The following is a 14508-nucleotide window of genomic DNA, read 5'->3' on the forward strand; positions in this document are numbered from 1 at the left end:
ATATCCTTCGGCTACTCTGTCAGCGGCATGATGGCCTGTCCACCGTCAGCGGTGGAGGACGGACGCAAGCGACCGGGCTTCGTGATCCGACAGGCGGTGACGCGCGAAACTCCGATGCGTCGGAATGGCCGAGCGCGGCATCTCGGCAAGCGCCGTGGCATCCAACCTGACTGGATCGGTGGCAATCTGGCCGACATACAGGCTTTCGGACCAGAGCGAGTCGTGCAGCAGGCAGTCGTGCCGGTCGAGCAGAACATGATAATAGGTTACGGTCTTGAGCCGGGCTTCCGACACTGCCGCGCGGCTACCCATCAACCGCTGGGCCGGAAGAAGCGCGTCTTGTTCGCCCAGAAGATATTCGGTCTCGGACCCTTCGACGAGGATGCGGTGATCGGGTGCGACCAGCATGTCTTCGGACAGGCCGAAAAACGGGGCACGGATGCGGATCGGACGAAAGCGGCCTAGCGCAGGCACCGTGCGCCGGGTGATCCAGCGCACCGGCTGAATACCGGAGGTCGCGGTCAGGACGCGGTCGCCCAGCCTGAGGTTTTCGATCCGCACCGAACCAGACGGCGTTTCGATGCGCGACCCTTTGCAGATACCGGCGGAAAGCCCGACCGGCTCGACCTTGTCCGACACCGCGACGAACGCCGCCTCGGCGCTGATCCGCGTGGAATGGCCGTTTCGCATGATCGTCAGCGCGTCGAGCATCGGCATGGGCAGCGGATTTCCCACCTTGATGACGAAAAACTCGCCCGTGTCGACGAGCTTCACCGCCAGCCGACCCCAGCGTTCCGGTGCATTCCAGCTGAAATAGAGTCTGATCGCCGCATCATGCTCGGGCACCGGGAATTTCAGTCGCGCGATGAAACGGCTTTGTCCCTGAACCATGCGCACCTGCATCTCGCCCGATTTCCTGAGCTCGACCGACAGGTGCCGGTGCCAATCCTTGCTGCGTTCATAGTGGAGGACGGCCTGCGATCCGTCCGTCTCGGGGCGGAACAGGGTTTCGACGACCAGTGTTCCGGTCGGAAGAATCTCGTTCGGCGCGGCGACCTGCACATTCGTGTGCTGCGGTTTCGCACCCAGTCCCGCCGGATTGAAAAGACCCTTGGTCAGGTCGGTAAGGCCGATCCAACTCATGGGATGACCCCCGCGCCTTCGCCGAAGATGGCGGTCGCCATCGCAAGCGCGGACGCATGTGTTCGAGTCGGCAAATCACTCGCCGTTGCCATGAAACTCTGCCCTCTGCCCACGCGGCAGCCGACGACACAGGGGGGCGAAATGCCTTGGTCCTGAAATCCGCTCGCGGGTCCTGCGCTTTGCGCGCTTTTGGGTGGACCGCTACAACTGCCTCGTTGTTATTGCGCCATCTATGAACCAAAAATTCCAATTTGTTAACCGTGTGGTTCAAAAAACCGCGTTTGTGTTCAACCCCCTGTCACCCGGACGCAACATTGCGAGGCGGCGGGGCGGCGTGTATCACCGGGCGGTCAATGTGAGGCTGCCATGACCGAAACCAATCCTGTCGAAATCACGCGGCGCTTGATCGAGTGCCCTTCGGTCACGCCGGAAGAGGGCGGGGCGCTGGTCTATCTGGCCGATCTGCTCGAGGGCGCCGGGTTCGTATGCACGCGCGTGGATCGTGGCGGGATCGCGAACCTGTTCGCGCGCTTAGGGCCCAAGGGCGCGCGGCTGACACTTGGCTTCAACGGTCACACCGACGTGGTCCCGGTCGGCGATACCGGCGCCTGGACGGTGCAGCCCTTTGGCGCGGAAGAGCGGGACGGTCACCTTTGGGGGCGCGGCGCGACGGACATGAAATCGGGCGTCGCCGCCTGGGTCGCCGCCGCGATGGATGCAACGCGGGACCTGCCGGACGATTGCGCGCTGATCCTTGCCATTACGGGTGACGAAGAAGGCGACGCGACCGACGGAACCAAGGCGCTGCTCGACTGGATGGACCAGAACGGCGAGGCGATGGATGCCTGTGTCGTCGGCGAGCCGACCTGCCCCGACACGATGGGCGAGATGATGAAGATCGGGCGCCGGGGGTCGATGACCGCCTTTTTCACGGCGCGCGGCGTGCAGGGGCACGCGGCCTATCCGCACCGCGCGAAAAATCCCGTGCCTGCGCTGGCGCGGTTGGTGTCGGACCTCGATGCGCATGTTCTTGACGAAGGCACCGCCCATTTCGACGCCTCAACGCTGGCGGTCACGACCTTCGACGTCGGCAACCCGGCGACGAACGTGATCCCGGCCGAGGCGAAAGCCACGGTGAACATCCGGTTCAACGATGCGCATACTTCGGCGGACCTGACCGACTGGCTTCAGGCGCAGATGGACCGGGTCGCCGGCGAGACGGGGATCGAGATCGGCATGGTCGTCAAAGTGTCGGGGGAGAGTTTCGTCACACCCCCCGGCCCGCTGTCCGATACCGTCGCTGCGGCGGTCGAGGCCGAGACGGGGCTGCGCCCGGTCATGTCCACATCGGGCGGCACCTCGGACGCGCGGTTCGTCAAGGATCACTGCCCGGTGGTGGAGTTCGGTCTGGTCGGCAAGACAATGCATCAGGTCGACGAGCGGGTGGAGATTGCGCAGATCGGGCAGCTCAAGTCGATCTATGGCCGGATCATCCGCGACTTCTTCGCCTGAACGGAAAACGGGCGCGCCGACCGGCACGCCCGTTCCTCAACCGACTGCCCTCAGAGCGTGATGCGGAAGCGGGCGAAACCGTCCGGACCATCGCCCGCCGGCTCGATCTCGACCCCTTCGACCGATGCAGCGTAGTCGGCCGCCTTCGGCCCGGTGTCGAACAGAACCGTCGCTCCATCCATCGGCGCAAAGGTCCAGTTGGCGTCGGCGCTGGGGTTGATGGTGCCTTGTTCGACGATGTAGCGCACGATCACGTCGCGGTTGGTGTCCGGCCCCTCGAAGATGATCGTATCGCCCTTGGCCCCCGGGAAATCGCCGCCGCCGCCCGCGCGATAGTTGTTGGTCGCGACCACGAATTCCATATCGTCGGTCACCGGGGCGCCGTCGAACATCAGGTTCACGATCCGGTTCGCATCCGAGTTGATCTGGTTTCCGATCCGGTCGAACCGCGACGGCTGGCTCAGGTCGATCTGGTAGGTCACGCCGTCGATCACGTCGAAGTTGTAGGAAGGAAAATCGGGATTCAGAAGGACCTGATCCGCTTCACCCGGCGTGATCTGGTTGAACATGCCCGCAGACCGTTCGAGCCATCCCCTGAGCTGCGCTCCGTCGATCTTCACCGCGCGCACCGTGTTGGGATACAGATACAGGTCGGCCACGTTCTTGATCGCCACCGGCCCCTCGGGCACGTCGGTGTAGTATTCCGGTCCGCCACGTCCCCCGGCCTTGAACGGGGCTGCCGCGGAAAGGATCGGAAGCCCCTCGTACTCCGTTCCGCGCATCATCTGTTCGATGTACCAAAGCTGCGCGTTCGACACGATCTGGACGCTGGGATCGTCGGCCACCAGCGCGAAGTAGCTGTGAAGCGGGGCCGATGTTTCGCCCACCGCGCGGCGCACGTATTCGAGCGTTTCGTTGTGCGCCTGTTCGACACTGGCCAGAACGGCGGGCACGTCTTCGACCAGCGCGGTCACGCTGCGGTCTTCGTTGCGTTTCGAAATCGGGCGCGCCTCGGTCTCGGCCATGACGACGCGCCATGCGTTGCCGTCGCGTTCCAGCATCAGGTCGATGACGCCAAGGTGCGACCCCCAGAACCCGCCCATGACGGCGGGCTTGCCGTGGATCGTCCCGGCCTCGGCGTCGAGACCGGCGTAATCGGCGTAGTCAGGCGACGGGAAGACGAGGTGGCTGTGACCCGTCATGAGCGCGTCGATCCCCTCGACTTCGGCGAGCGGGACCGATGCGTTCTCCATCCCGTCCTCATGCTGGGCCGACCCGATGCCTGAATGGCTGAGCGCGATGATGATGTCGGCGCCCTCTTCCTTCATCTGCGGCACCCAGGCCTGCGCGGCTTCGACGATGTCGCGGGTCGTGACGTTACCTTCTAGATGGCGGCGGTCCCACGTCATGATCTGCGGCGGCACGAAACCGATCAGTCCCACCTTGATCGGCGCGGTCGTCCCGTCGCCCAGCGTCACCTCGCGGTCGAGGATCACGTAAGGTTGCACCAGCGTCTTGTCGTCGCGCGGGTTTTCGGCCCGTTCGCTGACCACGTTGGCGGAAACGACCGGGAAGTCGGCCCCGGCCAGCGACTTGGTCAGGAACTCGAGGCCATAGTTGAATTCGTGGTTGCCCAGTGTCGAGGCGTCGAAGCCCACGGTGTTCATCGCCTGAATGACCGGGTGCATGTCGCCTTCTTTCATCCCCCGCTCATAGGCGATGTAGTCGCCCATCGGGTTGCCCTGAAGGAAGTCGCCGTTGTCGACGAGCATCGAGTTGGTCGCTTCGGCCCGGATTTCCTCGATGATCGACGCGGTGCGCGACAGGCCCACGGTGTCGATCGGGCGGTCCGAGTAGTAGTCATAGGGATAGACATGAACGTGAAGGTCCGTCGTCTCCATGATCCGAAGATGGGCCTGTGCGCCTTGCGCGCGGGCCGAGAACGGGTGCAGCGCGATCAGCGCGGCACCAGCGGTGCCCGACATGAATGCGCGGCGGGAAAGGGTGAAATCCTGTGACATGCGTGTCCTCCAACTGTCCTGCCGAAAACGCTATGCGCGGTTCGTGACAGGCCAAAGACAGGATTTCCTTGTTCGGCGGATTTCAGCTTTTTACCGGGCGGTCAAAGCCTGAAACGGCCCCTGCGCGCCCATGAAACGCGCAGGCCGGTCTCATTTCGGCGCGAAACGCGAAGGGTCGCGGGCGTCCCAGATCGCTTTTGCCTGCTCGTTCGCCTCGGCCTGAGTCGCGGCGCGGCCCATGGTCTTGAGCGTAACCGCGAGCGTCGAAAGCACGGCGGCGAGCGCATAGGGATCGGCGTCCCGACCGGCCCAGACCTGTTCAAGCCGGGCGACATCCATCGTTTCGTCAGCCGGCGCATGGCCGTCGTCGAGCGTCGCGGGCCATGTCTCGACCACAGGGTCGGTAACGCCATGCGTCGTCCAGACCGGGCAGGGCTTGTTCGGGCGCATCTCGATCTCACCCCCATCGCCACGAAACACCGCCATGTTTGGGATGTCGAGGATCTGCGCGGCACCGGAATGGATGTCGAGGAAGCCGCGATGAAAGATCCCCTGCATCACGGTCGGCGCGTCGAACGGGTTGAGAAGCCGGGTGAAGCTGTTGACGGGCGAGCGCAGGCCGAGCACCGGTTTCAACTCGATCAGGTCGCGCAGGACCGGCGAGAGCGTCTCGAGCGGCATATAGGTCATGCCTTGCGCTTCGATCTGACCCGCGGCATCGGAAAAATCGCAAGCGATCGGCAGGCCGAAACGCGCAAAGACGTCACGCGTATAGACGCGGCCGGGCGTGTGCCCTTCGGCCCCATGCAGCACCACGCGGGCGCCGGACTGGACCAGCGCGATGAGCGCCAGGATGAACCACGGCAACTGAATCCGTTTGCCCGCGTAGCAGGACCAGTCCAGGTCGACCTGCGGGAGTTCTTCGGGACGCTCGAATGTCGCCCGCGTTCCGGCAACGAACCCCGCGATCTCCTCCGGCGTCTCTTCCTTGAGCCTGAGGAGCATCAGATAGGCCCCGATCTGCTCCGGCAGCGCCTCGCCCCGCAGGATCATCGCCATCGAATCGCGCGCTTCCTCATAGGTGAAGGGTCGTTGCTTGGTCTTGCCGCGCGCGAGGATCGCGACATAGGGCGCGAACGGGTGCGGGTTGTCGGCGGTGAAGGGGCGTTGGATGTTCATGCCAGCATCATACGCTGCGTTGCGGCGGGCGTGTAGGCCCTTTGAAACATGCGGATTCGCGCATTTGACACGCAGCCCGGAAAGCGGGACATGGACGAAAGAGCCAAGGGGACGCGGACATGGATTACCTTCCCATCTTTCTCGAAGTCGCGGGCAAGCGCGTGATCGTGGATGGCGGCACGACGGTCGCCGCACGACGGGTGGAACGGGCGCTGAACGCGGGCGCGCTGGTCGAGGTGTTCGATCCCGATCCGGGGGACGAGGTTCGCGCGTTCCTTGGCCACGAACGGCTGACGCATCACGCACGCGTGCCGGACGGGGCCGATTTTCAGGGATGCCTCGTCGCCTATGGCGCGTCGGAGGAGCATGACCGGGATGCGTTGCTTCATCGCGCCGCCAAGGCCGCCGGGGCGCTGGTGAACGTGGCGGATGAAAAGCAATACTGCGATTTCATCACCCCCTCGGTTGTCGAGCGCGACCCGATCACCATCGCCATCTCGACAGGCGGCGCGGCCCCCGTGATCGCGCGTATCCTGCGGGCGCGGATGGAGGCGATGCTGCCGGCCGCCTACGGCCGGCTCGCCAAATTCCTCGCCGATTTCCGGGGGCGCATCTACGAAGCCGTGCCGAACGGGCGCAATCGTCGCCGGTTCTGGGAGAACCTGATCGAAGGGCCGGTGGGCGACGCCTTTCTCGCGGGCGAGGAAGGTCTGGCGCAGGAACGACTGGAGGCCGAGTTGCAGCGCGGCGCCGATGTCGATCTGAAACGCGGCGAGGTCTGGCTGGTGGGTGCGGGTCCGGGCGACCCCGATCTACTGACCTTCAAGGCGTTGCGCATGATGCAGCATGCCGACGTGGTTTTCTACGACCGTCTGGTGGGGGACGGGATCGTCGACCTGCTCCGCCGTGATGCCGAACGCATCTACGTGGGTAAGAAACCCAACGAACATACTCTAACCCAGCGTGAAATCACCGATCAGATGATCGAACGCGCCAAGCGGGGCGAGCGCGTTCTGCGCCTCAAGGGCGGCGATCCGTTCATATTCGGGCGTGGCGGCGAGGAGTTGGAGGATGTCGCCGCCGAGGGTATCCCGGTCGAGGTCGTGCCGGGGATCACGGCGGCTGCGGGCTGCGGCGCGGCGGCGGGGATTCCGCTCACCCATCGCGATCACGCACAAAGCTGCGTCTTCATCACGGCCCATGGCGCGGGTGGCGTGATCGGGCACGACTGGACGCGATACGCCCGCAAGGGGCAGACGGTCGTCGTCTACATGGGGCTCAACGCGATCAAGACGGTGATGGACGCGGCCCTTGCCCAAGGTGTCGATCCCGAAATGCCGGTGGCCGTCATCGACAATGGCACGCGACTGGATCAGCGCGTGATCACAGGCACGCTCGCGGATATCGAGGCCCGCGTGGTCGAGGCCGATCTACCCGGCCCCGCGCTTATCGTCATCGGGCATGTCGTGTCACTCTATGGTGCACTCGGCGTGAAAGGCGCGGTTGCGGACCAATACGATATGACGCTGAAGGCCGGATCGACGCTCTAGCCGAAACAGGCTCTAAACCAGCGCAAGAAGCGCGTTGTGGCGGGCGACGAAATCGTGCCGCACATCGACGGGCGGACGCGGCGCGATGGTCAGGCCCTCGATAAGCCCCTCGTCCGGGTGGCCGAAGAACTTGTCCGCTTCCGCCATCGAGAACCCGGCGATCTGGGTCGCTTCCAGCCAAGCCGACACCTTGTCGGCCTTCTTGATCGCCTTCTTGATGTTGGCGGGCACCTTGTGCGGCAAGCCGAAGCGCAGGTGGATCGCCGCCATGAGCCGATCGTCGAGTTCCCCGTAGCCCGGCCCCACGGCGGCCTTCACCGGGGAAATCATGTCGCCAATGACGTATTCCGGCGCATCGTGCAGCAAAGCGGCGAGTTGCCATTTCGCGGGGGCTTTGGGGTTCATGCGTGAGAACAGCTCTTCCACCAGAATGGAGTGTTCGGCCACCGAATAGGGAAAATCGCCACGCGTCTGCCCGTTCCAGCGCGCGACGAAGGCAAGGCCGTGCGCGATATCTTCGATCTCGATGTCCACCGGGGTCGGGTCGAGCAGATCGAGCCTTCGACCGGACAGCATTCGTTGCCACGCACGGGCCATCAGCCTTGCCTCCCTTCAAGCGCATCGGGGTGAGCCTGCGCTGACATCGCATGATCCGGCCCTTCGGGCACGCCACAGTGACCGCCTTGTCGTTCGTTCATCGTGTAAAACATTCGCCTGCCTTTTACGCGAAGTGTTCCCAAGGACCGCGCAAAGTCAACGCAGGCTTCGTTGCACCTTGGGTGAGGTGGTGCTAGCAACCTGCAAACGCTGACCTACGGAGAGATACCTGTGACTCAGGATTATATCGTTAAGGACATTTCGCTTGCCGACTTCGGGCGCAAGGAATTGGACATCGCCGAAACCGAAATGCCCGGGCTGATGGCGCTTCGGGAAGAATACGGTGCGACCCAACCGCTGAAGGGCGCCCGGATCGCGGGGTCGCTGCACATGACGATCCAGACGGCCGTTCTGATCGAAACGCTCGTTGCGCTCGGCGCCGACGTGCGCTGGGCGTCGTGCAACATCTTCTCGACGCAGGATCACGCGGCCGCCGCCATCGCGGCTGGCGGCACCCCGGTTTTCGCCGTGAAGGGCGAGACGCTGGAAGAATACTGGGACTATGCCGACCGCATCTTCATGTTCGAAGAGGGCGGCTGCAACATGATCCTCGACGATGGCGGCGACGCGACCATGTACATCCTGATGGGTGCGCGTGTGGAAGCGGGTGAAACCGACCTGATCGAAACGCCGACCTCGGAAGAAGAGGAATACCTCTTCAAGCAGATCAAGAATCGCCTCGCAGCGAGCCCCGGCTGGTTCACCAAGCAGCGCGACATGATTAAGGGCGTTTCGGAAGAGACGACGACCGGCGTTCACCGCCTGTACGAGCTGATGAAGAAGGACCTGCTGCCCTTCCCGGCTATCAACGTCAACGACAGCGTCACCAAGTCGAAGTTCGACAACAAATACGGCTGTAAGGAATCGCTGGTCGACGGTATCCGCCGCGCCACCGACACCATGATGGCCGGGAAGGTCGCCGTGGTCTGTGGCTATGGCGACGTGGGCAAAGGCTCTGCCGCCTCGCTGCGCGGCGCGGGTGCCCGCGTGAAAGTGACCGAGATCGACCCGATCTGTGCGCTTCAGGCCGCGATGGACGGGTTCGAGGTCGTCACGCTTGAGGATGTCGTGTCGACCGCCGACATCTTCGTGACCACCACCGGCAACAAGGACGTCATCCGCATCGAGCACATGCGCGAGATGAAGGACATGGCCATCGTCGGCAACATCGGCCACTTCGACAACGAAATTCAGGTGGCGAGCCTGAAGAACCACAAGTGGACGAACATCAAGGATCAGGTGGATATGATCGAGATGCCCTCGGGCGCCCGCATCATCCTGCTGTCCGAAGGTCGCCTCCTGAACCTCGGCAACGCCACCGGCCACCCCTCGTTCGTCATGTCGGCGTCGTTCACCAACCAGGTGCTCGCCCAGATCGAACTTTGGACCCGTGGCGAGAACTACAAGAACGAGGTCTACATCCTGCCCAAGCACCTCGACGAAAAAGTGGCCCGTCTGCACCTCGACCGGATCGGCGTGAAGCTGACCGAGCTGAAGCCGGAACAGGCAAGCTACATCGGTGTGACGGTCGAAGGGCCGTTCAAACCGGAACACTACCGGTACTGAGCCACTCGTTTACCGAGGAAATCGAGACGCCGCTTCCCGCTTGGGAGGCGGCGTTTTCATTTCCGGCGCTTTTTCGGTCCCCGCGCATTGACCGAATCGCCCGGTCTGGCCGGATACTGGTCTTCGAGAGGAGACCAGACATGCGCCGACTCCTGCTTGCCGCCGTGACGGCCTTGTTCGTTTCCGGGCCGGGCACCACCTCCGAAGCGGCCACAGACGACGAGATCGCGCGCGCTGTCGCCGAGGTCATCGTCGAGGAATTCCCCGATCTCACGCTCGACGTGGTCGGACGTGCGTTGCGCAAGACCTGGGCCAGCATCCAGTTCATCATGTACCACGAAATCGCGCATATGCTGATCCACGAGTATCAGTTGCCTGTGCTCGGGTGGGAAGAGGACGCGGCGGATACACTCGCCGTGGCCATGCTGGTCGGGAACGAAACCGACGAGAATTATGAAACCCTCTACGCCGCCATTCAGGATTGGGCGATCAACAGGGGTGATCCGGCAACCCTGACCGATGCCCATTTCTACGACGAGCACAGCTTTAACCTTCAGCGGGCCTATCATGCCACGTGTCTGCTCGTCGGGCGAAACGGCGAGCGTTACGGCCCGATTGCCGACATCATGCAGATGCCCGACGACCGTCGGGAAAAGTGCGTCCATATCTCCGAGCGGGCGCTGGATGGCTGGCGCGCCGTGCTGAAGCCGCATCTTCTGCCCCGTGACGTACCGAGAACGGGCGGCGCGTTTGCGTTGAATTATGTGCAGCCGGAGCCGGGCATGACATACCTGCTGGGCCAGATGCTGATGGAGATGAAGTTCCTCGAGAAAGTCGAAGCCCTGATCGCCGGGAATTTCGACCTGCCCCGCGATCTCCAGATCGCCACCGCGCCCTGTGGCACCGTGAACGCCTTTTACCGCCGTGATCCGCCGGCCATCGTGATGTGCTACGAGATGGTATTCGCCAAGTTTTCCCAGTTCACGAACTACGAAACGGGATTGGCTGCCCGCGAGGAAGCCGACCGCACGGATGCAACCAAGCCACCGGAGACGGAAACCGGCGCGGCCCAAAGTCGGTTCGGTGGCGCCGTGGACCAGAGCGGTTGGTCCATCACGGTGACGTCCGAAGGCGAATGGGCAGGGCGCGATGCATCGGGCAACGAGCTTAGAATGCCGTCCACGCTGACCACGAAAGGGCTGGACAACGCCCGGCGGTGCCCGGGGCGCGGAACCTGGCCGAACTGTTTTTCGGACTAGCGGAAGCGTGCGCGATCGCAGCTTCGGGGTGATCCGCGGGCCAAGCCGCCCATTACCTTTATTGTTTTTTGTCAGACACTTGATTGAAAAATGGGCAGGTTCCCGCCCGGCCTTGCTTGGGCGGAATGCGGCCCGACCTGCGGGCGGTCATCGGCCATCCTTCGCCAACCGCTCCCCGTCGCGATCCCTTAGTGGGAACCGACTCACCTCCAGCCCGGTTTGATCGGCAATACAGCGACCGAAAAGGAGGATCGTTATGAAACTCAAGACCCTTATGATGGGTGCCAGCCTGGCCGCTCTCGTGGCAGGTGGTGCCTACGCGCAAGACACCGACGAACCCATGGCGGCAGAAGAGCCGATGGCGGCCGAAACCGAAATGGGCACCGACATGACCGGCACGACGGACATGGAAGGTGACGTGGCTGCGGCCCCGACCTTCGCCTCGCTTGACGAGATGACCGTCGGGGACGTCGTCGGCTTTGTCGCCTATGACCCCGAAGACAACCGGATCGGCGAAATCGACTATGTCGTCGCCAATGGTGACGGTGCGGATGCCGTGATCGGTATCGGCGGCTTCCTGGGCCTCGGCGAATACACCGTCGCCCTGCCGCTGGAAGACTTCGAGCTGCGCGAAGACGGCATGTCCTTCGTCCTCTCGACCGACAAGGAAACGCTGAAGGAACAGCCGGAGTTCGATGAATCGGACGTCGAGGGCCTGCCGGACGAGACGCCGGTTGCCGACCTTCTCCCGGCTGAGGAAGAAGCGCCGGCGGCTGACGACGCGACCGGATCGGACGCATCGGCCAGCGCGGATGACGCGATGGAAGGTGAAGACGCGACCGAAGACATGGCCGCGGAAGAACCTGCTGCGGAAGACGGCGTGGTGGAAGAAGACGTCGCCACCGATACCGAGGCGACGACCGAAGGTGCCGCCGAGGAAGACATGGCGGCCGACACCGAAGCGACGGATGAGGAAGCGACCGAAGACGATATGGCCGCGACCGAAGAGGAAACTGAGACGGAAACGACCGCCCAGTAATCCGACATCCCTGAGTGTTGTTGAGGGCGCGTCTTAGGGCGCGCCCTTGCATGTGCGCCGTATACCGGCAGGATCGCATCGAGTTTGCAGGAGGACGTGATGCGGTTCGTTGTTTTCGGTACGGGTGCCATCGGAGGGGCGGTCGCGGCGGCCCTTCATTTGGCGCAAAAGGATGTCATCGCGATCTCGCGCGGGGCGCAGCTTGACGCGATCCGGTCCAGCGGATTGCGGCTTCGGACACCCTTGATGGACGAGGTGGTGAAGCTTCACGCCGTCGGCGCGGCCGACGACATCGAATTCGGTCCTGACGATATGATTCTGCTTGCCATGAAGGGTCAGGATACCGGCGAGGCGCTTGAAGACCTGCGCGCGGCGGGTGTGACCGATCAACCGATCTTCTGCCTCCAGAACGGGGTCGCGAACGAGTCAAAGGCCTTGCGGCTCTTTCCGAACGTGCACGGCGTGACGGTGATGATGCCCGCGCTGTTTACCGTGCCCGGCGAGGTCGTCGTGCAATCGGCACCCAAGACCGGGCTGTTCTACATCGGTCGGTATCCGGGCGGCATGGACGACGCCGATCGAAACCTGTGTGCGGCACTGACCGACGCTGGCATCGCCGCTTTCCCGAAAGACAACGTGATGGCCACGAAATACGGGAAGCTGCTCATGAACCTGTCGAACATCGTCGGCGCTGCGCTGGGCCATGGCGCCCCCGCCCCCGGACTGCGCGAAACGATGCGCGCCGAGGCCGAAGCGGTTCTGGCCGCCGCGGGCATCGATTGGGAAGACGTGGGAATGGATCACCCGGACCGAAAAGCCCACATGTCGTTCACCAAGGTTCCCGGTGTCGAGAACGCCGGAACCTCGACGACCCAGAGTTTTCTGCGAAAAACTAAACGTGTCGAAACGGATTGGCTGAACGGCGAGATCGTCTGGCTTGGGCGAATGCATGGGGTTCCGGTGCCGGTGAACGCGGCCCTCACCCGGATCGCGGCCCGCATGGCGCGCGACGGGGTTGCGCCCGGCAGCGTGACAATGGATGAGATCGAAGCAGAAATTCGAACGTCTTGAAGGCATTGCACCCGTGAAATTCATTCTCATCCCGGCGATTTCGGTCGGCATCTTCTTTGCCATCGCATTTGTTCTGATCCTGTCCCAGCCGCCCAAGGGTTTCGTCTCGGCCGAAACGCTCGACTTTCCCGAGGGCGATTCCGGCGCGTCGGTGTCGGAACTCTTGACCTTTACCGCGCGGGATGGGGCGACGCTTGGCTATCGCGATATCGCGGGAACGGGTTCGGGCGACATGATCCTGGTCCACGGGTCAGGGTGGCACGGCGCGGCCTATGAGCCGCTTGCCCAAGCGATCTCGCAGCGGTGCGGCTACCGCGTGATCGTTCCCGACCTGCGCGGACACGGGCCGCTGGCCGATCCGCGCGGCGATATCGCCTATGTCGGACAACTGGAAGACGACCTTGCCGATCTGCTGGATCATCTGGGGTTGGACCGCGCCGTGTTCGCGGGGCATTCGTCGGGGGGCGGTCTGGTCATCCGGTTTGCGGGCGGTGCCCATGGGGCACGCATGGACCGTGCGGTTCTGATCGCGCCCTTTTTGAAATACAACGCGCCGACCGCCACCGAGGGGTCCGTCTGGGCCCGTCCGTTGACGCGCCGGATCATTGGTCTGTCGATGCTGAACGCGGTGGGCATCCGCGCACTGAACGGCCTGACCGTGATCGAGTTCAACTTGCCCGAAACCGTGCGAGCCACCGAACAGGGGCAATGGGCCACAGCGTCCTATAGCCACAGGCTGAACACCGGATATGCACCCCGTTCCGACTATCTCGCCGATATCGCCGCGCTTCCGCCCTTCCTCCTGCTGGCCGGGTCCGATGACGCGGCCTTTCGGCCCATGGAGTATGAGCCGGTGATGTCCGGCGCCACGACCAACGGGAACTACGAGATCCTTCCCGGTCTCGGTCACCTTGGCATTCTCGACGCGGCGGAAACGACCGAGGCGATTGCGGGTTTCCTCGGCTGCCCCAAATAAGAAAGGCCCGGAACTCAGCCGGGCCTTCCGCTTGAAGAACGATGCGCCGATCAGGTCGGAATGCGCAGCACCTGACCCGGGTAGATTTTGTCCGGGTGCTTCAGCATTGGCTTGTTCGCCTCGAAAATCTCGTTGTAGCGCGAACCATCGCCCAGTGTTTTCTGGCTGACCGCCCAAAGCGTGTCGCCCTTTTCGACGGTATGGAACAGCGTCTCAGTCTCGACATCGGCTTCGACCTCGGAAATGCCTTCGACGTTACCGACGGCAAGGATGACCTTTTCCTTTTCTTCGGTCGTCATCGAGCCGCCGGTCACCTTGACCTTGTCACCCTCGACCTTGATCTCGAGCCCCTCGGTCGAAACGCCGAGCTCCTCGACCTCTTTCTTGAGCGCGTCCTCGTTCTTGGCGTCTTCGCCGCCGAAAAGCGACTTTCCCGCCCCTTTCACAAAACTCCAGAGTCCCATCGTACCCTCCGATTGATAAAATGCGCCCCCATGTTGCGCCATCCGGGCCGTGATGGGTAGAGGGAATGATC

The 14508-nt window shown here is 63.3% G+C and carries 12 protein-coding genes; 7 read left to right on the forward strand and 5 right to left on the reverse strand.

Features of this window, described 5'->3' with window-relative positions; genetic code table 11:
* Nucleotides 1–45: 45 nt before the first annotated feature.
* A complete protein-coding gene (locus RB2654_RS22450; protein ID WP_008332317.1) occupies nt 46–1143 on the reverse strand; it encodes a Hint domain-containing protein in 1098 nt (365 codons plus the stop codon).
* 366 nt (nt 1144–1509) lie between these two features.
* Between RB2654_RS22450 and dapE the strand changes: the two genes are divergently transcribed.
* The gene (gene dapE, locus RB2654_RS13100; protein WP_008332319.1) at nt 1510–2655 is read left to right on the forward strand and encodes a succinyl-diaminopimelate desuccinylase; all 1146 of its coding nucleotides are present in this window, start codon (nt 1510–1512) and stop codon (nt 2653–2655) included.
* 50 nt (nt 2656–2705) lie between these two features.
* Here the strand turns inward: dapE and RB2654_RS13105 are convergent, their stop codons facing one another.
* On the reverse strand, nt 2706–4676 hold the full coding sequence (locus RB2654_RS13105; protein WP_008332320.1) for a bifunctional 2',3'-cyclic-nucleotide 2'-phosphodiesterase/3'-nucleotidase: 1971 nt from the start codon (nt 4674–4676) through the stop codon (nt 2706–2708).
* Nucleotides 4677–4826: 150 nt separating this feature from the next.
* Complete coding sequence (locus RB2654_RS13110; protein WP_008332322.1) at nt 4827–5855, reverse strand: glycosyl transferase family protein; 1029 nt, start codon at nt 5853–5855, stop codon at nt 4827–4829.
* A 119-nt stretch (nt 5856–5974) separates the two neighbouring features.
* Between RB2654_RS13110 and cysG the strand changes: the two genes are divergently transcribed.
* Nucleotides 5975–7405: a siroheme synthase CysG gene (gene cysG / locus RB2654_RS13115; protein ID WP_008332324.1), complete on the forward strand. Its 1431-nt coding sequence runs from the start codon at nt 5975–5977 to the stop codon at nt 7403–7405.
* A 12-nt stretch (nt 7406–7417) separates the two neighbouring features.
* On the opposite strand, the gene RB2654_RS13120 is transcribed toward cysG, so the two are convergent.
* On the reverse strand, nt 7418–8002 hold the full coding sequence (locus RB2654_RS13120; protein ID WP_040884846.1) for an HD domain-containing protein: 585 nt from the start codon (nt 8000–8002) through the stop codon (nt 7418–7420).
* A 231-nt stretch (nt 8003–8233) separates the two neighbouring features.
* Between RB2654_RS13120 and ahcY the strand changes: the two genes are divergently transcribed.
* From ahcY to RB2654_RS13145, 5 genes are all read left to right on the forward strand, one after another.
* Nucleotides 8234–9628, forward strand: coding sequence for an adenosylhomocysteinase (gene ahcY / locus RB2654_RS13125; protein ID WP_008332328.1), 1395 nt, complete (start codon nt 8234–8236; stop codon nt 9626–9628).
* A gap of 140 nt (nt 9629–9768) precedes the next feature.
* On the forward strand, nt 9769–10887 hold the full coding sequence (locus RB2654_RS13130; RefSeq protein ID WP_008332330.1) for a DUF4344 domain-containing metallopeptidase: 1119 nt from the start codon (nt 9769–9771) through the stop codon (nt 10885–10887).
* A gap of 256 nt (nt 10888–11143) precedes the next feature.
* Nucleotides 11144–11926: a hypothetical protein gene (locus tag RB2654_RS13135; protein WP_008332331.1), complete on the forward strand. Its 783-nt coding sequence runs from the start codon at nt 11144–11146 to the stop codon at nt 11924–11926.
* Between the two features lie 99 nt (nt 11927–12025).
* The gene (locus tag RB2654_RS13140; protein WP_008332333.1) at nt 12026–12997 is read left to right on the forward strand and encodes a ketopantoate reductase family protein; all 972 of its coding nucleotides are present in this window, start codon (nt 12026–12028) and stop codon (nt 12995–12997) included.
* Nucleotides 12998–13010: 13 nt separating this feature from the next.
* A complete protein-coding gene (locus RB2654_RS13145) occupies nt 13011–13973 on the forward strand; it encodes an alpha/beta hydrolase (protein WP_008332335.1) in 963 nt (320 codons plus the stop codon).
* A gap of 50 nt (nt 13974–14023) precedes the next feature.
* Here RB2654_RS13145 and lysM read toward each other — a convergent pair whose 3' ends face one another.
* Complete coding sequence (gene lysM, locus RB2654_RS13150; protein ID WP_008332337.1) at nt 14024–14437, reverse strand: peptidoglycan-binding protein LysM; 414 nt, start codon at nt 14435–14437, stop codon at nt 14024–14026.
* Nucleotides 14438–14508: the final 71 nt, after the last annotated feature.

Source organism: Maritimibacter alkaliphilus HTCC2654 (assembly GCF_000152805.1).
Taxonomy (GTDB): domain Bacteria; phylum Pseudomonadota; class Alphaproteobacteria; order Rhodobacterales; family Rhodobacteraceae; genus Maritimibacter; species Maritimibacter alkaliphilus.

Coding starts and splice junctions, on each gene's coding strand:
- RB2654_RS13135 (WP_008332331.1), top strand. CDS start 11,144: ATGAAACTCAAGACCCTTATGATGGGTGCCAGCCTGGCCGCTCTCGTG.
- RB2654_RS13105 (WP_008332320.1), bottom strand. CDS start 4,676: ATGTCACAGGATTTCACCCTTTCCCGCCGCGCATTCATGTCGGGCACC.
- RB2654_RS22450 (WP_008332317.1), bottom strand. CDS start 1,143: ATGAGTTGGATCGGCCTTACCGACCTGACCAAGGGTCTTTTCAATCCG.
- RB2654_RS13110 (WP_008332322.1), bottom strand. CDS start 5,855: ATGAACATCCAACGCCCCTTCACCGCCGACAACCCGCACCCGTTCGCG.
- cysG (WP_008332324.1), top strand. CDS start 5,975: ATGGATTACCTTCCCATCTTTCTCGAAGTCGCGGGCAAGCGCGTGATC.
- RB2654_RS13120 (WP_040884846.1), bottom strand. CDS start 8,002: ATGGCCCGTGCGTGGCAACGAATGCTGTCCGGTCGAAGGCTCGATCTG.
- RB2654_RS13130 (WP_008332330.1), top strand. CDS start 9,769: ATGCGCCGACTCCTGCTTGCCGCCGTGACGGCCTTGTTCGTTTCCGGG.
- lysM (WP_008332337.1), bottom strand. CDS start 14,437: ATGGGACTCTGGAGTTTTGTGAAAGGGGCGGGAAAGTCGCTTTTCGGC.
- RB2654_RS13140 (WP_008332333.1), top strand. CDS start 12,026: ATGCGGTTCGTTGTTTTCGGTACGGGTGCCATCGGAGGGGCGGTCGCG.
- dapE (WP_008332319.1), top strand. CDS start 1,510: ATGACCGAAACCAATCCTGTCGAAATCACGCGGCGCTTGATCGAGTGC.